Source organism: Ruegeria sp. AP11 (assembly GCF_056535865.1).
On the sequence record NZ_JBQFJB010000001.1, the window covers coordinates 1,332,490 to 1,352,554 of the forward strand.

Annotated in this window: 20 protein-coding genes; 5 read left to right on the forward strand and 15 right to left on the reverse strand. The window is 60.9% G+C overall.

Going from position 1 to position 20,065, the window contains the following annotated elements:
• Positions 1 to 24: 24 nt before the first annotated feature.
• The 5 genes from ACR3E4_RS06965 to ACR3E4_RS06985 are packed head-to-tail and all read right to left on the reverse strand — an operon-like array spanning position 25 to position 5,950.
• The gene (locus ACR3E4_RS06965) at positions 25 to 1,623 is read right to left on the reverse strand and encodes an ABC transporter ATP-binding protein (RefSeq protein WP_480533529.1); all 1,599 of its coding nucleotides are present in this window, start codon (positions 1,621 to 1,623) and stop codon (positions 25 to 27) included.
• Complete coding sequence (locus tag ACR3E4_RS06970; RefSeq protein WP_480533531.1) at positions 1,620 to 2,435, reverse strand: ABC transporter permease; 816 nt, start codon at positions 2,433 to 2,435, stop codon at positions 1,620 to 1,622. The genes ACR3E4_RS06965 and ACR3E4_RS06970 overlap by 4 nt, the downstream gene beginning before the upstream one ends.
• Positions 2,432 to 3,379 (reverse strand): ABC transporter permease, encoded by a 948-nt coding sequence (locus ACR3E4_RS06975; RefSeq protein WP_480533533.1) that lies wholly within the window; start codon positions 3,377 to 3,379, stop codon positions 2,432 to 2,434. The genes ACR3E4_RS06970 and ACR3E4_RS06975 overlap by 4 nt, the downstream gene beginning before the upstream one ends.
• A gap of 40 nt (positions 3,380 to 3,419) precedes the next feature.
• Positions 3,420 to 4,442 carry a hypothetical protein gene (locus ACR3E4_RS06980; protein WP_480533535.1) on the reverse strand — a complete coding sequence of 341 codons (1,023 nt, stop codon included), beginning with the start codon at positions 4,440 to 4,442 and terminating at the stop codon, positions 3,420 to 3,422.
• Between the two features lie 26 nt (positions 4,443 to 4,468).
• Positions 4,469 to 5,950: an ABC transporter substrate-binding protein gene (locus tag ACR3E4_RS06985; RefSeq protein ID WP_480533780.1), complete on the reverse strand. Its 1,482-nt coding sequence runs from the start codon at positions 5,948 to 5,950 to the stop codon at positions 4,469 to 4,471.
• Between the two features lie 176 nt (positions 5,951 to 6,126).
• Between ACR3E4_RS06985 and panB the strand changes: the two genes are divergently transcribed.
• The 3 genes from panB to glpK all read left to right on the forward strand — a co-directional run bounded on the left by panB (position 6,127) and on the right by glpK (position 9,362).
• Positions 6,127 to 6,966: a 3-methyl-2-oxobutanoate hydroxymethyltransferase gene (panB, locus tag ACR3E4_RS06990; protein ID WP_480533537.1), complete on the forward strand. Its 840-nt coding sequence runs from the start codon at positions 6,127 to 6,129 to the stop codon at positions 6,964 to 6,966.
• Complete coding sequence (gene panC, locus ACR3E4_RS06995) at positions 6,963 to 7,805, forward strand: pantoate--beta-alanine ligase (protein ID WP_480533539.1); 843 nt, start codon at positions 6,963 to 6,965, stop codon at positions 7,803 to 7,805. The genes panB and panC overlap by 4 nt, the downstream gene beginning before the upstream one ends.
• Positions 7,806 to 7,883: 78 nt before the next feature.
• Positions 7,884 to 9,362: a glycerol kinase GlpK gene (gene glpK, locus ACR3E4_RS07000; RefSeq protein WP_480533541.1), complete on the forward strand. Its 1,479-nt coding sequence runs from the start codon at positions 7,884 to 7,886 to the stop codon at positions 9,360 to 9,362.
• Here glpK and smpB read toward each other — a convergent pair.
• From smpB to ACR3E4_RS07050, 10 genes are all read right to left on the reverse strand, one after another.
• Positions 9,359 to 9,841 (reverse strand): SsrA-binding protein SmpB, encoded by a 483-nt coding sequence (gene smpB / locus ACR3E4_RS07005; protein ID WP_480533543.1) that lies wholly within the window; start codon positions 9,839 to 9,841, stop codon positions 9,359 to 9,361. The genes glpK and smpB overlap by 4 nt on opposite strands.
• Positions 9,842 to 9,885: 44 nt before the next feature.
• Positions 9,886 to 10,428: an isopentenyl-diphosphate Delta-isomerase gene (gene idi / locus ACR3E4_RS07010; RefSeq protein WP_480533545.1), complete on the reverse strand. Its 543-nt coding sequence runs from the start codon at positions 10,426 to 10,428 to the stop codon at positions 9,886 to 9,888.
• Between the two features lie 145 nt (positions 10,429 to 10,573).
• Positions 10,574 to 10,987, reverse strand: coding sequence for a c-type cytochrome (locus ACR3E4_RS07015; RefSeq protein WP_480533547.1), 414 nt, complete (start codon positions 10,985 to 10,987; stop codon positions 10,574 to 10,576).
• Positions 10,988 to 11,100: 113 nt separating this feature from the next.
• A complete protein-coding gene (locus ACR3E4_RS07020; protein WP_480533549.1) occupies positions 11,101 to 12,114 on the reverse strand; it encodes a P1 family peptidase in 1,014 nt (337 codons plus the stop codon).
• Between the two features lie 85 nt (positions 12,115 to 12,199).
• Positions 12,200 to 12,946 carry an SDR family oxidoreductase gene (locus ACR3E4_RS07025; RefSeq protein WP_480533551.1) on the reverse strand — a complete coding sequence of 249 codons (747 nt, stop codon included), beginning with the start codon at positions 12,944 to 12,946 and terminating at the stop codon, positions 12,200 to 12,202.
• A 60-nt stretch (positions 12,947 to 13,006) separates the two neighbouring features.
• Positions 13,007 to 13,426 (reverse strand): alternative ribosome rescue aminoacyl-tRNA hydrolase ArfB, encoded by a 420-nt coding sequence (gene arfB, locus ACR3E4_RS07030; RefSeq protein ID WP_480533553.1) that lies wholly within the window; start codon positions 13,424 to 13,426, stop codon positions 13,007 to 13,009.
• A gap of 263 nt (positions 13,427 to 13,689) precedes the next feature.
• Positions 13,690 to 14,334, reverse strand: a complete 645-nt coding sequence (locus ACR3E4_RS07035; protein WP_480533555.1) for a queuosine precursor transporter — start codon at positions 14,332 to 14,334, stop codon at positions 13,690 to 13,692.
• A 91-nt stretch (positions 14,335 to 14,425) separates the two neighbouring features.
• A complete protein-coding gene (locus ACR3E4_RS07040) occupies positions 14,426 to 15,310 on the reverse strand; it encodes an esterase-like activity of phytase family protein (RefSeq protein ID WP_480533557.1) in 885 nt (294 codons plus the stop codon).
• Complete coding sequence (mepA, locus tag ACR3E4_RS07045; RefSeq protein WP_480533558.1) at positions 15,283 to 16,146, reverse strand: penicillin-insensitive murein endopeptidase; 864 nt, start codon at positions 16,144 to 16,146, stop codon at positions 15,283 to 15,285. The genes ACR3E4_RS07040 and mepA overlap by 28 nt, the downstream gene beginning before the upstream one ends.
• Positions 16,143 to 17,510, reverse strand: coding sequence for an MFS transporter (locus ACR3E4_RS07050; RefSeq protein WP_480533559.1), 1,368 nt, complete (start codon positions 17,508 to 17,510; stop codon positions 16,143 to 16,145). The genes mepA and ACR3E4_RS07050 overlap by 4 nt, the downstream gene beginning before the upstream one ends.
• Before the next feature lie 130 nt (positions 17,511 to 17,640).
• On the opposite strand from ACR3E4_RS07050, the gene ACR3E4_RS07055 reads away from it, so the two are divergent.
• Together ACR3E4_RS07055 and recQ are read left to right on the forward strand one after the other, a co-directional pair.
• Complete coding sequence (locus ACR3E4_RS07055) at positions 17,641 to 17,928, forward strand: YggT family protein (RefSeq protein ID WP_480533561.1); 288 nt, start codon at positions 17,641 to 17,643, stop codon at positions 17,926 to 17,928.
• Positions 17,929 to 18,006: 78 nt separating this feature from the next.
• Positions 18,007 to 20,046, forward strand: coding sequence for a DNA helicase RecQ (recQ, locus tag ACR3E4_RS07060; protein ID WP_480533563.1), 2,040 nt, complete (start codon positions 18,007 to 18,009; stop codon positions 20,044 to 20,046).
• The last annotated feature ends 19 nt before the right edge of the window (positions 20,047 to 20,065 follow it).

Below are 20,065 nucleotides of genomic sequence, written 5' to 3' on the forward strand. Positions count from 1 at the left end.
CTGTTTCGTCTCTAACATTAGGAATTATGCGGCACCTTGCCCGATTTCGGGCAATTGCGGTGCAGCGGCGATCAGTGTTTGGGTGTAGGGATGCTGGGGGTCCGAGAAGACCTGCCCGGTCTCACCCTGTTCGACGATCTGGCCGGATTGCATCACCAGAACGCGGTCGGTGATGGTGCGCACAACGCTCAGGTCATGGCTGATGAACAGATAGGTCAGATCATAAGTCGCGCACAGCTCGGCCAGCAGATCGAGGATTTGCGCCCGGACCGACACATCAAGCGCCGAGACCGCTTCGTCAAACAGGATCAGCTCAGGCTGGATGATCAGTGCGCGGGCAATGGCGATGCGCTGTCGCTGCCCGCCCGAGAACTCATGGATGTATTTGCCCGCGTCGTCCGGGCTGAGGCCCACGGCGGTCAGCATTTCGGCGATCCGGTCCTGCCTGTCAGAGCCGGTGGGCGGTGTATCCAGCAAATGAAACGGTTCGGTGATCAGGCGTGCAACCCGATGTCTTGGGTTGAAGCTGCCATAGGGGTCCTGAAACACCACTTGCATCTTGCGCCGCACGGCAAGGTTGGGTTTGTGACCCGCAAAGACAGGTTGGCCATCCAGTTGGATATGGCCGGACTGCACCTCCTCCAACCCCAATATCGCCCGTGTCAGGGTCGATTTTCCGCAACCGGACTCTCCGACAAGGCCCAATCGTTCGCCGCGATTGAGGGTAAAGCTGACACCGTCCACCGCACGGTGATGACGCGGCGCCTGGAACAGTCCTTTGCGTGGCAGGCGATAGTCGCGGATGACCTGTGACACCTCCAACAGCGGATCAGGTTGAGCGGGCTCGGGCAGATTGACCTGATGGCCCGAGGCCTCGAACAACATACGGGTATAGGGGTGTTGCATATTGTGCAGCAGTTGCCGGGATGCACCGCTTTCGACCACCTCGCCGCGCCGCATGACGGTGATCTGATCGGCCATATCTGCGACCACGGCCAGATCATGGGTGATCATCAGCAGCCCCATGCCATATTCGCGCACCAACCCCTTGAGCAGATCGAGGATCTGGGCTTGCGTGGTGACGTCCAGCGCCGTGGTCGGCTCATCTGCGATCAGCAGTTTGGGACGCAGAGCAATGGCCATGGCGATCACCACGCGCTGACGCTGCCCCCCCGACAACTCATGCGGATAGCGGGACAGCGGGAACCTGTCGGGCGGCAGGCCAACGCGATCCAATACCTCTTCGGCGCGTGTTTGGGCCTGAGCCGGGGTCATGGCCTTGTGGATCAGGATCGTCTCCATCACCTGATCGCCGATGGTTTTCACCGGGTTGAGCGCCGTCATCGGCTCCTGAAACACCATACCGACCGAAGCGCCGCGCAGGGCGCACATCTCGGCCTCGGGGCGATCCAGAAGGTCCTGCCCGTCCAATCGGATCGCACCTTCCGCCTGCGCCCCGTTTGGCAGCAACCGCATTACGGCCAATGCGGTCATCGACTTGCCCGAACCGCTTTCGCCGGTCACCGCAACGATCTGGCCGGGATCAATGGACAGGCTGACCTGTTTCAGGATTTTCGCCCCGTGGATCGCCACGGACAGGTTTTCGATCTGCAACAAACTCATGCGCGCGCCACCCGGATTCGGGGGTCCAGCCAGTCCCGCAACCCATCGCCCAGCAGGTTCAGACCCAGCACCGTGACGATGATCGCCAGCCCGGGGATCAGAGCCAAATGCGGAGCAAAACTGACCATTGTCTGCGCATCGGCCAGCATCCGGCCCCAGCTGGGCGTCGGCGGCTGTGCGCCCAGACCGACATAGGACAACCCGGCTTCGGCCAGAATGCCAAGGCTGAATTGGATGGTGCCCTGTACGATCAGCAGGTTGGCGACGTTGGGCAGGATATGTTCCGCCGAGATCCGTGCCGCGCCCTTGCCCGACACGCGGGCGGCGAGGATGAATTCCCGCTCCCACAGGGACAGCGCCGCGCCGCGGGTGATGCGCGCGAAGACGGGAATGTTGAAGATACCGATGGCGATGATCGCATTGATCGCGCCGGCGCCAAACACGGCGGTGATCAGGATGGCGATGACCAGCGAGGGGAAGGCAAAGACCAGATCGTTGCCGCGCATGATCACCTCGTCCAGCCACGAGCCCTTGCGCGCCGCCGCCGTCAGGCCCAGCGGCACGCCCAGCGCCATGCCGATTCCCACCGCCACCAGCGCCACGGCAATCGAGGTGCGCGCGCCGACCATGATCATCGAGAACATGTCGCGCCCGAAATGGTCAGTGCCGAACCAGTTTTGGGCATTCGGGCGCTGCAGCTTGTTCGGAATATCCAGTGCGGCGAAATCGTAGGGTGTCCAGACAAACGAGACCAACGCCGCCAGCACCACCAGCGACGACAGCACCGCGCCAAGGATCAGGTTGCGGCTCATGTCCGGCTCCTCAGCCTTGGGTCAACGGCGGCGTAGGCCAGATCGACAAGGAAATTCACGGTGATGACGGCAAAGACCAGCAGCATCACCACCGATTCCACCACGATCAGATCGCGGGCCGAGATGGCCTGAAACACAAGCCGTCCAAGGCCGGGCAGGTAAAACACCTGCTCGATGATGATCGAGCCGGCCATCAGAAAGGAAAACTGCAGCCCAATGATGGTCAGCACCGGGATCAGCGCATTCCGCACCCCATGCCGCCACAGCGCCTGGCGGGAGGACAGCCCTTTGGCGCGGGCGGTGCGCATGAAATCCTCGCCCAGAATATCCAGCAGCGATGACCGCATCACCCGCGCCAGAATCGCCGCCTGCGGCAGAGCCAATGCGATGGCAGGCAGGGTCAGGGAATGAATCCCGCTCCAGAAACCGTTGTCCCAACCCACAAAGCCACCGGCATTGAACCAGCGCAGGTTGATGGCAAAGATCAGAACCAACATCATCGCAAACCAGAAATTCGGCACCGCGATGCCCAGCTGCGTCGCGCCCATCACCGCCACATCACCCGGCTTGCCACGCCGCGCGGCGGCGTAGATTCCGGCGGGAAAGGCGATCAGGGTCGACAGGGTCAGCGCATAAAGCGCCAATGGCAGCGACACCCAAAGACGGTCGGCGATCATCTGCGACACCGGCGTGCGATAGGTGTAGGAGGTGCCAAAATCCCCCACCAACATCCCGCCGACCCAGTTGAAATACCGCTCGACCTTTGACACATCCAGACCCAGCTCGGCCCGCAAGGCGGCCAGCGTATCCTCTTGAGCGTTGACACCCAGCATGAAGGATGCCGGATCACCCGGCGCAACCTCGATCACGGCGAAGATCACGACGGACGCGACAGCCAGACTCAGGATCAGCGAGAGCAGGCGTTTGAGGGCATATCTTAGCATTGGTATCAGGTTAAGTGCGTGGGCCGCGCGGGTGCAACAGCTACTTGTAAGCTTGCCGCTCGGTCCGGACCAGATCGATGGCGCAGGTCGAAAGTCGGGACGCCGGGGCGCTATCGGACAGCCATTCCAAATTGTTCTCGGTTCGTGCCAGCGCAGCACGGCGCAGCGTCATCAAGCGCGCGCGCGGGCTGTCCAGAAATCGATCCTGCGGAATGACGGTTTCCAGCGGGCTGTCGACGCGAATGACTTCGAAATACCCCCCCAACAGGGCGAGAAAGGCAAAGGCGCAGTCGGGGGCCTCGTTACCGCAGCGTTCGGTGCACAGTTGCGCGATGGGCCGGGTTGCGTCAGAGGTCATCAACCAGTTCTCAACCGCCGGGCGCCACCGGTTCTCGGCTGGCAGATCGCCATATCCCAGACCAAGCGCCAGAACTCCTGCCATTTCCAGCGCCTGATCAGAGGTCGCATCAACCGGTTCAGGCTGAATATGGCGCAATGCGGCCAATCCATCGCCGCGCGGTTCGGGGTCCAGCGTCAGATAGGTCAGATAGGGTCTGAGGTCCTGCATCAGACCCGGATTCGACAGCAAACCGGCGCGCATGTCCTCATCGCCGTAAAGCGCGATGATACGAGTGGGATAGTCGGTAGCCTGATGCTCGCCCAGCGCGTTCAGACGGTCGATCAGGCCCGGGTCCGGCTGGGGGCGTCGGGCCGCCAGCAACGCCTGCGCCACAGGATTGCCCCCTTCGGCCTCGGCCTTTAGCCATGACCGGCCAAACACGCTCCAGTCCTTCTGACGAAAAAGCGCGCGCGATTGTGCGGGCTCCAGCGACTGACGGAAAGGCGATGGCCCAAGGTCCAGGGTCTCGATCCGGGCCAGCAGCAGGCGCGCATTGGCGTTGCCTTCAACGGCCAGTTCAGCCAGCAAGGACAGGGCGATCTGGTCATCACCGTCAAGCCACAAGTCCACAGCCCGCTCCAACGGTGCGTCAGCGCGGGCTGTGACTGTGCTCATCGCCAGCGCCGCAATGGTCATCAGCGTGGCGAAAATGGATCTGACCATGTACCGGTCCCCTGTCCCTCGGGTGTTTATTCAGACCAACTGATCGCGGTCAGATCGATGGCAGCGGTTGGCGCGTTTGTCCATAGCCCCTGCACACCCGCCTTGGCGATACCAAGCTTGGCCAATTGAAACAGATAACCGTTGACGTAGTCATTGGCGATCAACCGCTGTGCCTCACCCATCAGACGGGTACGCTCTTCCGGGTCCGTGGTCGCGTTCAGCGTCTCCATTAGCGCCTGAAAATCGGTGCTGTCATACTGGAAGTAATAATCGGGCCGGGCGTAGATGCCGATGTCCATCGGCTCGGTGTGGCTGACGATGGTCAGGCCAAACTCCTTGCCTTTAAAGACAGATTCCAGCCATTGCGCCCATTCGACATTGATGATCTCGGCAGTGATGCCAACTTCGGCCAGCTGCGCCGCAATAATCTCGCCACCGCGTCGCGCGTAAGAAGGAGGTGGCAGATGCAACGTGGTTTCAAACCCGTTTTCGAACCCAGCTTCAGCCAGCAACGCCTTGGCCTTTTCGGGGTCATAGGCAGAATTGCCGGTCAGATCGACATAGGCAGGGTTATGCGGCGCAAAATGAGTGCCGATGGGTGTGCCATAACCGAACATGGCACCATCAATGATGGCCTGCCGGTCGATCGCATGGGCCAGAGCCTGCCGGACCAGGATATCATCGAAAGGCGCCTGCTTGTTATTGGTGGACAGAATCGTTTCCCCTTCGGTCGAGCCAACAAGCACCTGAAAGCGCGGATCAGCCTCGAACTGAGGCAGGTTTTCCGGTGCCGGGAAGTTGTCGAACACGTCTACATCTTCGGCCATCATCGCGGCAAAGGCCGCCGTCGGATCTGAGATAAACTTGAACGTCGCAGTCTCTAACGCAGGCTGGTCGCCCCAGTAATCGGGATTGCGGTTCAGCGTGATGCTATCGCCCTGAACCCAATCGCCAAAGGTGAAGGCCCCGGTCCCAACAGGATTTGTCTTGATATTGTCGATGCTCTCAGAGGCCACGATCACCGCGTCGCCCCAGGCAAGGTTGAACAGGAAACTGCCGTTGGGTTCGGACAAGGTGATCCTGACGGTCAGAGGATCGGCCACCTCGACACTCGCGATCCCGGCAAACAGAGCCTTTTGAGCGTTGGCGCTGTCTTCGGCGCGGGCCCGGTCGAGGCTGAACTTGACGTCCTCTGCATCCATGGCGGTGCCATCATGGAAGGTCACCCCATCGCGCAGCTTGAAGGTATAAACTGTACCGTCTTCGGAAATCTCCCAGCTTTCGGCCAGCCCGGGCACAACCGATCCGTCGCCCATAAAGCGGGTCAGTCCTTCGAAAATGTTGGTGTAGACAACCGAATCAATCGCCTGCGCGGCGGCGCTGGTCGGGTCCAGATGCGGCGGCTCCAACTGCATTGCGATGGTGATATCCGACTTGGCCAGCGCCTGCGACGCCAGCAACGACGCACCCAGCGCAAGGGCCGAGGCCAAACTCCGAACCGATAGCATTGCCATGAAATTGTCTCCCTACTGTATACGGTTAGCCCGCTGGTTGCGGATCGTTCTACGCCCAATTTCCCTTTAAACCTTGGGTCAATCAAGGAAATGTTCGCGCAACCGGGGTTTTACGGCCCATGCTGCATCTGCTATGCCGCACTGCAACATAAACCCAGCGAGGAGCGAGCATGAGCGCCACCGCCCGCAAGACAGCCCCGAATGCCGAGGATATCCGCGCCCGGAAAGGTACTGATCCTCTGGTTTCGCTGACCGCCTATACGACACCGATGGCGCGTCTGATGGATGCCCATTGCGATTTTGTTCTGGTGGGCGACAGCGTCGGCATGGTGCTGCATGGGCTGACCTCGACCCTCGGTGTGACGATGGAGATGATGATCCTGCATGGCCAGGCTGTCGCGCGCGGGTTGGACAAGGCGATGATGGTCATCGACATGCCCTTTGCCAGCTACGAGCATGACCCGGCGCAAGCCTTCCGAAACGCAGCGCGGCTGATGTCGGAAACCGGCGCCGGGGCGGTCAAGCTGGAAGGTGGCGTTGAGATGGCCGAGACGATCCGCTTTCTGGTCAAACGCGGAATTCCAGTGATGGCGCATATCGGTCTGACACCGCAATCGATCAACACGTTGGGCGGATACAAGGTGCAGGGTCGCGACGAACAGGCCGAGGCGGTGCTGGCCGATGCCCGCGCCGTGGCCGAAGCAGGCGCGTTTTCCGTCGTGTTAGAGAAGGTACCGCAAGGTCTGGCGGATCGGATCACCCACGAGGTTCCGATCCCGACCATCGGCATCGGCGCCTCGGCCGGATGCGACGGGCAAATTCTGGTGGTCGATGACATGCTTGGATTTTTCACCGCCTTCAAACCAAAATTCGTCAAACGCTATGCCGATCTAGGGCCGCAAGCCGAAGCCGCCATCGCCGAATACGCGGCTGAGGTGCGCGCTCGCAGTTTCCCGGCGGATGAACACGTCTTTGCCGATAAGGCCCCGACCAAAGGCATCAAATCATGAGCGCGCCCATTCTGCGCAAACGCGCCGACCTGCGTGCGCTGACCACGGAATGGCAGCGCTCTGGCCAGACCATCGGTGTCGTACCAACCATGGGGGCGCTGCATCAGGGTCACCTGTCATTGGCCGAGGCTGCAAAAGCGGGCACGGATCGGGTCATCGTGACGATCTTCGTGAACCCCAAACAGTTCAACAATCCGCAGGATCTGGCGAACTATCCGCGCACCGAACATGAAGACGCCAAGAAGCTGGCCCCGTTCCAGGTCGACGCGATCTATGTCCCCGATCCCGAGGAAATCTATCCGCAGGGCTTTGCCACCACCGTTTCGGTCGCGGGGCTGACCGATGTGATGGAAGGTGAATTCCGTCCCGGCCATTTCGATGGCGTGGCCACGGTGGTCGCCAAGCTGTTCCTGCAGACACAGGCAGATCGAGCCTATTTCGGCGAAAAAGACTTTCAACAACTGATGGTCGTGCGCCGCATGGCCCGCGATCTGGATATTCCGACCGAGGTGATCGGCTGCCCCACGGTCCGCGAAGCTTCGGGCCTTGCCATGTCGTCGCGCAATCAACTGCTCTCGGCAGAAGGGTTGCGGGTTGCGGCCGAAAAACACCGCATCATGCGGGCGCTGGCCGACGCTTTGGCCGACGGAGCAGCCTTCGATACGCTGGCCGCGCAGGCGCATACCGATCTGCTGGCCGCAGGCTTCACGGATGTGGAATATATCCAACTGCGCTGCGCCGACACGCTTGAGCCCCTGACCCATGCAAACCGCCCTGCCCGCCTGTTCGTGGCGGCATGGGCCGACGGGGTGCGGCTGATCGACAATCTGCCGGTCTGATAGCCGAAAATCGCCTCTGGCAGTTTCAGCAGTGTTTGCGCTAAAGTCCCGCACAACCAAAGCGGGAGGGGCACAGGCATGACCTATATTCTGGCAATCGATCAGGGCACGACGTCGTCACGCGCCATTCTGTTTGACGCGAAGATGCAGCGCGTCGGCACAGCCCAACAAGAATTCCCGCAGTATTTTCCGCAGGAAGGCTGGGTAGAACATGACCCCGAGGAAATCTGGGAAAGTGTGGTCCATGTCTGCCGAGAGGTGATGCAGACGACCGGTATTCAGGCCGACCAGATCGCCGGGATCGGCATTACCAACCAGCGTGAAACCACCGTCATCTGGGACCGCGCAACCGGTAAGCCGATCCATAACGCCATCGTCTGGCAGGATCGCCGCACCGCCGAGATTTGCGCACGCTTCAAGCAGGCCGGGTGCGAGGATGACGTGACCGCCCAGACCGGCCTGCTGCTGGACCCCTATTTCTCGGGCACCAAGGTCAAATGGCTTCTGGATACGGTCCCCGGTGCCCGCGATCGCGCCGAAGCCGGAGAGCTTTTGTTCGGCACCATCGACAGCTTCTTGATCTGGCGAATGACCGAGGGTCGCAGCCACGTCACCGACGCCACCAACGCCGCGCGCACGCTTCTGTTCGACATTCACAAGGGCGAATGGAGTACCGAGATTTGCGACTTGCTGGGCGTGCCGGCAGGTATGCTGCCGGAGGTGCAGGACTGTGCCTCCGATTTTGGAAATACGACCCTATTCGGTGGAAATATCCCGATTCTGGGCGTCGCGGGCGACCAACAAGCCGCAACCATTGGTCAGGCCTGTTTCGAGCCGGGAATGATGAAGTCCACCTATGGCACAGGCTGTTTTGCGCTTCTGAACACCGGCACGCAGCCGGTGATGTCGAAGAACCGCCTGCTGACGACCATCGCCTATCAGTTGGATGGTCAGAAAACCTATGCGCTTGAGGGCTCGATCTTCATTGCGGGTGCCGCGGTACAGTGGTTGCGCGACGCGTTGCAGATTATCGATGCGGCGCCGCAAAGCGGCGATTTGGCGACGCAAGCCGATCCGAACCAGCATGTGGTGCTGGTACCCGCCTTCACCGGGCTTGGCGCACCTTATTGGAAACCCGACTGCCGGGGCGCCATATTTGGGCTGAGCCGCAATTCGGGCCGGGCAGAGTTCGCCCGCGCCACGCTCGAAAGTATCGCCTTTCAGACCCGCGACCTGTGGCACGCCATGCAGGGCGACTGGGGCAGCGAAGCAGATGTCATCCTGCGTGTCGATGGCGGGATGAGCGCATCTGACTGGACCATGCAAGGCCTGTCAAACATCCTCGGCGCGCCGGTGGATCGTCCGGTGATGCAGGAAACCACGGCGCTGGGAGCAGCTTGGCTGGCGGGGATGAAAGCAGGTGTTTACCCGGATCAGGCCGGATTTGCCGCGACCTGGGATCTGGATCGCCGATTTGAACCGGAAATGGCCGAAACGGACCGCGACGCAGCCTATGCGCGATGGCAACGGGCGGTTCAGGCGACCATGGCGTTCTAGCTGTGGTCCTTCATCAGGCGTTGCTTCTGACGTGACCAATCGCGCTTGGCCTGCGTTTCGCGCTTGTCGTGCAGCTTCTTACCCTTGGCGATGCCAATCTTCAGCTTCGCCCGGCCTTTGTGGTTGAAATACAGAACCAGCGGCACCAGCGTCATACCTTTGCGCTGGGTCGCGTTCCACAGGTTGGCCAGTTCCTTGCGCGACACCAGCAGCTTGCGGCGGCGGCGCTCTTCGTGCTTGAACACCTTGGCCTGCTCGTAGGGCGCAATATAGCTGTTGATCAGCCACAGCTCTCCGTCATCGACCGAGGCATAGCTTTCAGCGATGTTCGACCCGCCCGCGCGCAGGGATTTGACCTCGGAACCCTCCAGCACGATGCCGCATTCGATATCGTCCTCGATCGCGTAATCGAAGCGCGCACGCCGGTTTTCGGCGATGACTTTGTAATTCGGGTCGGACTTCTGCTTTTGTTTGGCCATGACGCGATGATCTATGCCGCTTGCGCGCGCCTTGCAAGGCAGGCTTAGGAATTGGCCGAGATTATCAGGTCCGGACCAAAGATCGTGTCTGCGTGGTTGTGCAGATAAATCTTAAGCCACGGTGTGAACCGCATCGGGTGACGTTTCACCTCGGCCAGCAGGTCGTGATAATCGATCCAGCGGATTTCCATAACTTCGTCCGGATCAGGTTCGATATTCAATGGCCCGCGCACATGGGCCAGGAACACATCGACAACTTCATTCTCGACCAACCCATTGCCGACATCTGCGTGATATTCCAGCCGGTGCCGGTATTCGGGATAAAGCCCGGTGATCCCCAGCTCTTCGCGCAGACGGCGCACGGCACAGGTCGAAGCATTCTCGTTCCAGTCAGGATGGGTGCAGCAGGTATTCGCCCACAGGCCCGGCGTGTGGTATTTGCCCAGCGCCCGGCGTTGCAGCAGGATTTCGGTGCCGCGGACTACAAATACCGAGACCGCCTTGTGCTTGAGGCCCTTTTCATGCGCCTCCAGCTTGTCGACCGGGGTCAGCTTACCCTCGACCCAGGCTGGGATCATGATGCCCATCAGTCGTCTCCTGTTGTCATTCTACCGGTTTGGTTCGCGCTACCGGTTTTCTCCAACGTGGTACTGATCGGGCCTCTGATCAATCGCACGAAAGGCCGCAGGGGCTGCGGCCTTTTGTACTTTGTCCTGAATTGTGCCGGCTGAATTACTCGCTGGAAACACTCACGATATAGGCGTAGACGTCCTCGGCACCCTTCTTCAGCTTGAAGGTCATTTTCGATTTGGCCGAGGTTTCGCCCAGATACTCCTTCAGGAACGCTTTGGGGTCCTGCGCGTAGGCGACAAAGGTTTCCTGATCCCAGACCAGCCCGTTTTCACCGGCGGCCACGATGCTGTCGCCGTATTTGAACCCTTCGACGGTACCCGCCGTCCGGCCTGCGACACCATAGAGGTTCGGACCCGTTTTGCCGCCCTTCACGATCACTTCACCTGCGGGATCTGCGATCTGGTGACAGGATTTGCATTTGTTGAAAGCTTTCTTACCTGCTTCTGCGTCACCTTCAGCATAGACAGGAAGGGCCAGCAGGCCGGCAATTGCGGTGGCAAGGATACGATTCATAGCTTTTGCTCCGATACGAATTGGCTGCACCGAATGGACCGCTGGCACAGCAGAGAGTCAACGCGCAGATTGCCGCGCGATGGCACAGTGTCACAGTCTTTTACAGGCCGTCCTTAACCGAAGTCATGTAACTGGGACCAGCACGGCAAAAGATCGCCGGGTTCAGGCGTGGCCAGACAGATGGCCCGCGCGATTGCCCGCGCAAGGCAGATCGAGGCCGCGTGGCCAATCATGGCCATGGCCGTCGCCTCAATAGCACGCGCACCGGTGCTGAGCCCAAACACCAGATCGCCGTCACCCGGCGTATGCGCAGGAACAATGGCACGTGAGATGCCATCATGGGCCGCCACGGCCAGCCGCTGGCATTGTGGCTTGGTCAGCGCTGCGTCGGTTGCAACAATGGCAATCGTAGTATTTGCGTCATCCGGCGACACCGGGTGCATCGCTTGCGCTTTGCGGCTGACATGGGTGCGGCCAAGGCCCGATGCGGCATCCGGCCCAAGACCACCGAATTCGGCACCGACCTCAAACGGAGCGGCCCAGAAATGGCGGTCGCCCGGTGTCGTCACACTGCCCAGCGGATTGGCTGCAACCAATGCGCCGACGGTTGTTCCATCCTCAAGCACCAGCGAGGCCGAACCCAGCCCACCCTTATGCATTGCCGACAACGCCCCCGTCCCGGCCCCTGCCGTGCCCAGTTCAAATTGCGATGAAGCGTCCAGAAATGCGGCCTTTCCCAAAGCCCGATAGGGGTTTTCGGTCCAGTCCTTGTTTCCGCCATTGAGCAGGTCGAACAGAATCGCCCCCGGCACGATCGGAACAATGGCAGCGCCTGCTCGGTATCCTCGTCCTGCCGCACGCAACGCGTCTGATACGCCCGAACAGGCATCCAGCCCAAAGGCCGAACCTCCGGACAGGGTGATCGCATCCACCCGGTCGACTGTCTTGTCGGGGGCCAGCAGATCAGTTTCGCGCGTACCCGGCGCACCGCCCATGACGTGCACCGAGGCGGTAAAGGGCTGGTCGGCGGTCAGGACGGTGGTGCCCGATTTCAGCGCCGCGTCCTGCGCGTTGCCGACCTTCAGGCCGGGGACATCGGTGATCAGGTTTCTGGGTCCGGGGGTCATCTTGAATCTCGGATGCCAAGGCGGGAAAAGCGCGCTGGTGCGCGCTGCCTCCGGCGGGGATATTTATAGCCAGATGAAGTGCGGATCAGATACATCGGCCACCGTCCACTTCCAGGGCTGTCCCAGTGATCATGCTGGCCTCGTCCGAGCACAGGAACAGGGCCGCGTTGGCCATGTCTTCGGGGGTGGAAAAGCGGCCCAGCGGGATGGTCGAAAGGAATTTGGCGCGAATTTCGGGTGTGTCTTCGCCCATGAAGGACTTCAACAGCGGGGTTTCTCCGGCGACCGGGCAGATAGCGTTGACGCGGACGCCAGAGGGGGCGAGCTCCACCGCCATGGTTTTAGTTGCCGTGATCATCCAGCCTTTCGAAGCGTTGTACCAGTTCAGGTTTGGGCGCGGTGACAGGCCTGCGGTTGACGCAACGTTCAGGATGGCCCCCGCCCCGCGCGCCTTCATGGCTGGAACAAAAGCGCGGGCCGTCAGGTAGACGGATTTCATGTTCACGTTGAAGACGCGGTCGAATTCGTCATCCGCGACATCTTCGAGCGGCGTTGGCAAATGGGTGATGCCTGCGTTGTTGACCAATATGTCAAGGGCGCCAAACTGGCTTTGAACAGCGTCTGCCATGGCCTGAACCGAAGCGCGATCCGAGACATCGACCTGATGCGCGACAGCTTGCCCGCCGAGCGTCTCCGCCAATCCTCGCGCCGCTTCACCGTTGATATCCGCGATCATCACGCGCGCACCTTCGGCCCGGAATTTCTCGACGATACCAGCCCCGAACCCGGACGCACCGCCGGTTATGATCGCGGTTTTTCCTTCCAGCCTCATGGTGTTACACCCTCGCCTATCCTGCAGGGCAGACTATCAAGACCCGTACAATATGCCAGATCATTCTTCCGAGACCTTGCCGCGCAGCGCCTTCACGTCGCCCCGCGCCTTTTTCGCCGCCAGCCGTCGTTTGACCGAGCCATAGGTGGGCTTCGTCGCGATCCGACGCTTGGGTTTGATCAGAGCGCGGGCGATCAATTCAGCCAGCCGCGCACGCGCGATTTCGCGATTGCGGGCCTGACTTCGTGTCTCTTCGCATTGAATGATAATCGCGCCATCCTTGGTCCAGCGCCGCCCGGCCAGCCGTTTCAACCGGTTCTTCACCGGATCGGGCAGAGACGGCGAGCGTGCGGCTTCGAACCGCAACTCAACAGCGGTTGAGACCTTGTTGACGTTCTGCCCGCCGGGACCGGACGAGCGGACAAAGCTCTCGGTCATTTCCCAGTCCTGCAGGGTGATATCGTCATTGATGCGCAACATGGGGCGGACATTACTCGCCAGAGCCGCAAACAAAAAGGGCCGCCCCGGCGGGACGGCCCTTCGAAAGTACAGGAGGTCGGGTCGGTTAGATCAATCGACCAGCCGGAGCGAACGCTCCGCCAAGGGCTGCCCTAACGGGCGTTCCCCCCGGTTGTTCCGACACCTCTCTCCAATCTCTTTCTCGACACTGGATCACCTCCTTTTCTATCTGTTGCGGTTAACTTTGAGCCTGACACAAGATGCGCCATTCTCAAAGCACTTTTTTACGCAGGTTGTGCGGTCAGGCGCGCGACGATCAGTTTGAACGGGATCAGCGCGATCAGCGCCAACGACAGTTTCACCAGCCAATCGGCGAAGGCCAGCGTCACCCACAGCGGTGCCATCGGACCGGACAGCATGAAGGGCACAGGCTCCCACGCCCAGCTGATCGCGGCGTCAGCGTCTGCGCCGAAGAAGGTGACCGAGGCCGAGAAGGCCAGTGTAAAGAAGATCGCGGTGTCCAGCGCCGAGCCGACCAGTGTCGACACCAGCGGCGCGCGCCACCAGCGACCGCCGCGCATCGCATTGAACACGGTGACGTCGGTCAGTTGCGCGATCAGGAAGGCTGTTCCAGACGCGACGGCGATCCGCAACGGCACGGCGGCATAGGTGAAACCATCGCCCTGCAGCATGATCTGACTGCCGATCAGCGAACAGATGATACCGGTGACGAACCCGGCGAACACGACCTTGCGCGCCGGACCCACGCCATAGACGCGGTTCATGATGTCAGTGACCAGAAAGGCCAGCGGATAGGTGAAAGCACCCCAGGTCAACAGACCGTCAAGGATCAGGAACTGGACCAGGATGTTCGAGGCCACGACGATGGTGGCCATGGCAATAATGCCGGGAATAAAGCTGCGTTGCATGTACAGATGCCCGTTTTGACAAGGTAGCGGCGACTTGGCCAAGGGACCATCCCAAGGCAAGCCGTGCGTTTAGACCTTTGAAAGGCTCGAGTCAATCGGGCAGCAGGTATTCTACCAGTTCGGTGCGCTGCAACGCCAGAAAGTTGTCATCCGAGATCATCGTGGCGCGTAATCGGCCCTGCAGGTCGCGCCATACCGAAAGACCCTCGAGATTGTCATGGGTGCCTGTGGTGGTTTCGAACAGGACCTCTTCGGCGCGCGGCGCGTCATCCGCGATCTGCCACCGACGCAGACGAGTGCGAAAGCCGGTCAGGGACACGGCGCGTTCAAGCACATAAAGCCGCCCATCTGGCCCGAAATCGGCGGCAACAGGCATGAACCGGCCCCGCGCCGTCAGAACAAAGGGGGTCGACCAGTTGCGACCATCCCACCGATAGACCGGGATGTCCCCCTGCGCGGTCCGGTTCTTCTCGGTCAGGGTATAGAGTCTGCCTTGACCGTCGATGGCCAGAGCCTCGAATGAGCCGTTGGATGCCAGTTTCCGAAACGCCCGCAGCCTTGGCAGCACCTGTGCGCGGCCCCCGGGCGATGCGTATCGGGCAACCCTGTGCACGCCTTCGAACGAGATATACAGGCTGCCATCAGGGGCCACAGCAATGCCTTCGGAATCGCCCACATATCCCGGCAAAGACCGCCCGGTGCTGGACAGGACCGGCCACGCACTGACGATCTGGATATCGACTGCCTTGTCCCCGTTGCGCGTGATCCGGGCCTCAATCAACTTGGCCCGGTCGCTCAGCGCGTACATGCGCGTGCCGCCCTCAAAGATATGGACCGCAGAAAACCCGCCGAACCCGTCCACCTCCGAACGCCACGTGAAACTGCCCAGATGCGTCGCGGCTTTGACCTCCATCGCCGACACCGGCCCGGCCAGCAGGGACGCAGCGATCAGTTGGATTGCAAAACGACGGAGCATTGCTGGGGCAGGTCGGCCAAACGGTATTCGCGACGTTTCTTTGGCGGCGGAGCATTCGGGTTCGGTGGCGGCGGGTTGAGGATGTTCTGCACCCATTGCCGCGCCTCGGCACAGCCATCGCCCCTTGGCGGCGGGTCCTGATTGACGCAGCCTTTCGAGCCTCGGGGGCAATTCAAGCGCACATGGAAATGATAGTGATGCCCCCACCAGGGCCTGATCTTGCGCAGATAGGCACGGTTGCCTTTCTCGTCGTTGCACATCTGCACCTTGGCACCCGGGAACACGAAGATACGCGCGACACGCTTATCTTTGGCGGCCTCACGCAACACGGCATGGTGTTGTTTTGTCCAGTTGCCGTTCACATAGGCCCCGTTGGCACGGCGCAGCGAAATGGATGAGATATTCTCGCGCGCTTTCCGGCTGAGGCGCATGTTATCGCCCGGCAGCATCCAGACATCTATATCCAGTCCCAGCTGATGAGAGCGATGGCCAGAAGTCATCGGCCCACCCCGCGGCTGACTGATATCCCCGATATAGAGACCGTTCCACCCCGGCTGTTTCGCGGCAAAGCGGCTGAGGTCCTGCACATAGTCGATGGCCTCGGGGTGCCCCCAGTTGCGATTGCGCGACAGGCGCATGGCCTGCCATGTCGGGCCTGTTTCGGGCAATTGCACCGACCCTGCGGCGCATCCACGCGAATAACTGCCGAAAGCGGCGGATTTCTGTTGTGATCCCACCTTCTGGGAGCCGAACAACTGCTTCGCCAGGGGCTGTGCCCCTGCGGTGCCTGCCAATGTCAAAGCGGCCAGCATGGCCAGAAAACGTAATAAAATCATCTGTTCTGATCCCCTTCCGGTTTCACCCAGCGCATCAGGACTAGACCCAGAATAAACAACAGAATGATCGGTGACACCCCCAGTCGTGCGCTGCTGGTCACGGCTGTGGCAATTCCGATCAGAAGGGGTGCCGCAAAAGCGGTGGCGCGGCCCGACAATCCGTACAGGCCAAAGCTCTCGACCGGTGTGGCCGGATCGGTATGGCGCACCATCATCGAGCGGCTGGCGGATTGCAAAACTCCACCCATCCCACCAATCAGCACGCCACAGCCAAAGAACACCAGATCCGGCAGGCCCGAGCCTTCTGGCAGGGCAATGCCATAGACTTGTGTCCGATCCATCGAAACCACGGTCAGGCAGACAAAGATCAGAACCCAGATGGCGACCAAAATCACCGGTTTAGGGCCGTATTTGCGGTCCATCTTGCCTCCGATCCACGCAAAGATGGCCGAGGCCAGAACACTGACGATCCCGAATACTCCGATCTTGACCAGATTCCATTCCAGCACCAGTGCAGCGTAAGTGCCACCAAATGTGTAAAGCCCGTTCAGCGCGTCCCGGTAGAACATCGAAGATCCCAGATAGGTCGCCAAACTGACCCGATGACGCAGCGCCGCCACGGACTTCCCCAGCAGCCGCAGCGCTTCACCGACGCTGCCTTGTTTCTCGGTCGTTGGATCATCCCGAACCCACAGGAAATACGGCACCATGAACAACACAAACCACCCGGCGGTGAACGGGCCGACAAACCGCGTGCCTTCCCGTGCCGTTGCATCCAGCCCGAACATTGGGTCCATCCCGATCAGGGTCTTGCCGTTGGGCTGCTCAACGAACAACGCAAGCATGATGGCCAGCGACAGCAGACCACCGAAATAGCCGAAGGCAAAGCCCGAGCCTGAGATCTCGCCCACCTCGTTGTCATCTCCCAGTTCGGGCAACTGAGAATTGATGAAGATCAGCGCATATTCCGCGCCCACAAAGCCCAGGCCAAAGGCCGACAGCATCAACCACATGTTCGAGCCATCGGGCATCGTGTACCACAGCGCGGCGGAGCCAACCGCATACATCACCGAAAACCCGAAGATCCAGGGGATGCGTCGCCCCGAGACATCCGCCATCGCACCCAGCAATGGGGCACCAAAGGCGATGATCAGCCCAATGATGGTCATGCAGTTCGCCCAGACGACCTGTGCTTGCGCCTTGGCGGCCTCTTCTGCCAGACCAGAGGTCAGGTAATACTGCGCTGCAACACTTGCAAAATAGGGGCCAAAGACAAAGGTCACCAACAAGGTATGATAAGGTTGGCTGGCCCAATCGAAAAACCACCAGCCCCAGATACGCTTGCGCTTGGAAATCTCAGCCATCACTGCCCCATATTATTGTTGCAATCATAAGACGAGGCTTTGGGTCAATTCGCAAGCGTTGTGTTGGGGCGCACTTGCTCTTTGCGGCTGTGACGCTTAGGTCTCAGGGCAATTGACGAACGGAGTGCCCATGCTGTCGCTGATCCAAATCCTTTTGCTGATCCTGGACATTGTCTGGTTCATCATCCTTGCCCACGTGATCATGAGCTGGCTGATCAATTTCCAGGTGCTAAACCTGCATCAGCAACTGGTGGCGCAGATCTGGTACGGGCTGAACCGCATATTAGAGCCGATCTACGGCCCGATCCGTCGCATTCTGCCCAATATGGGTGGCCTGGACCTGACACCGCTGGTGGTGCTGATTGCGGTCTATGCGCTGCGGATCATCCTGATCAACAATGCGGTCTATTTCTACTGACCACTTGTTCACCGAATCTTAGTATGTGATGGTCCTGTCTTAAGAGCAGATAAACCATAAGACAGGGCCTTCCGACGCATGTTCGACTCCGCACCCTTGTTGCGAGACGTCTTTGGTTTCGACGCCTTCCGCCCCGGTCAGGAAGAGATCGTCGATGCCGTCACGCTGGGCGATAACGTGCTGGCCATCATGCCGACGGGTGGCGGTAAATCCCTGTGTTTCCAACTGCCTGCGCTATTGCGCGACGGGGTTACGGTGGTGATCTCTCCGCTTATCGCGCTGATGCGGGATCAGGTCCGTGGGCTGCAGGAGGCCGGGGTCGAAGCTGGGGCGCTGACGTCCGGCAATACGCAAGAAGAAACTGATGCCGTGTGGGAGAGGCTAGAGGCCGGGCGGCTCAAGCTGCTCTATATGGCGCCCGAACGTCTGGCCGCCGGGTCGGCGCTGGGGATGCTGCGCCGGATCAACGTCAGCCTGATTGCTGTGGACGAGGCGCATTGTGTCAGCCAATGGGGCCATGATTTCCGCCCTGATTATCTGCGGATCGGAGAATTGCGGCGCGCCCTGAACGTGCCTCTGGCCGCGTTCACCGCCACGGCGGACGCAGAAACGCGGGACGAGATTGTCGAGAAACTGTTCGACGGCACCGCCCCGCGCAAGTTCCTGCGCGGGTTCGACCGGCCCAACATCCATCTGGCCTTTGCCGCCAAGGACGGGCCGCGCAAGCAGATCCTCGAATTCGCCGCCGCCCGCAAAGGCCAGTCCGGCATCGTCTATTGCGGCACCCGCAACAAGACCGAAGTTTTGGCACAGGCCTTGCGCGCCGAAGGACACACCGCTTGCCACTATCACGGCGGGATGGAGGCCGAGGACCGCCGCATCGTCGAAACCCGTTTTGCCCGCGAGGACGGGCTGATCGTGGTCGCCACGGTGGCCTTTGGCATGGGTATCGACAAACCGGATATCCGCTGGGTCGCCCATGCCGACCTGCCGAAATCCATCGAGGCCTATTATCAGGAAATCGGCCGCGCCGGCCGTGACGGTGGACCTGCCGAGACCCTGACCCTGTTCGGCCCCGACGACATCCGCCTGCGCCGGTCACAGATCGACGAAGGGTTGGCCCCGCCCGAACGCCGCATGGCCGATCACGCGCGGTTGAACGCTCTGCTCGGACTGGCCGAGGCGCTGGTGTGCCGTCGCCAGACCTTGCTGGGCTATTTCGGTGAACAGGCGGAACCCTGCGGCAAATGCGATCTGTGTGACACACCGCCCGAAGTGTTCGACGGCACCACCCCGGTTCGCATGGCGCTGTCGGCGATCCTGCGCACCGAGGAATGGTTCGGTTCAGGCCATCTGATCGACATCCTGCTGGGCAACGAGACGGACAAGACCCGCGCCCGCCGCCATGACGCTTTGTCTACCTGGGGCATCGGCAAGGACTGGTCGCGCCCGCAATGGCAGGCCATCTTCCGGCAGATGATGGGCCACGATCTGGTGCGCCCCGACCCGGAACGCCATGGCGCATTGCGTATGACGGAAGCCGCCAAACCGATCCTGAAGGGCGAGGCGCGGATCGACCTGCGCAAGGACACGATCCGCAAGGCCACGCGCCGTCCGGCGGTCAAGGCCATGGTCGCCGAAGAAGACGCGCCGCTGCTGTCCGCGCTCAAGGCCAAACGCCGGGCGCTGGCGGAATCCGCGCGGGTCCCGGCCTATGTCATCTTTCCCGACCGCACACTGATCGAAATGGCCGAGAAGCGGCCCATGACGCTAGATGACATCGCCCGGATCGGTGGCGTGGGCGCAAAGAAGCTGGAGCACTACGGCGATACCTTCCTTGAGGTGATTGCCGGAGAGGCCGAAGCGCTGCACCCGGCGCGCCGCAAGCTGGCGGGCCGGGATCAAGGCGAGATCTACGATCAGCTTCTGGCCGTGCAGAACGATCTGTCGCGCGGACCGGACGGCATCGACAAACCCCTGACTTGCTCGGCCTCGCAACTGGCCAAGGTGGCGCAATTGCGCCCCGATGATGCGCGCGGCGTCGAACAGGTGCTGGGCGACCGCCGTCACGAAAGGTTTGGTGCCGCGTTTCTGGACGTGCTGCGTCAGGCGGGCTAGATACCGCAGAACAGGCAAG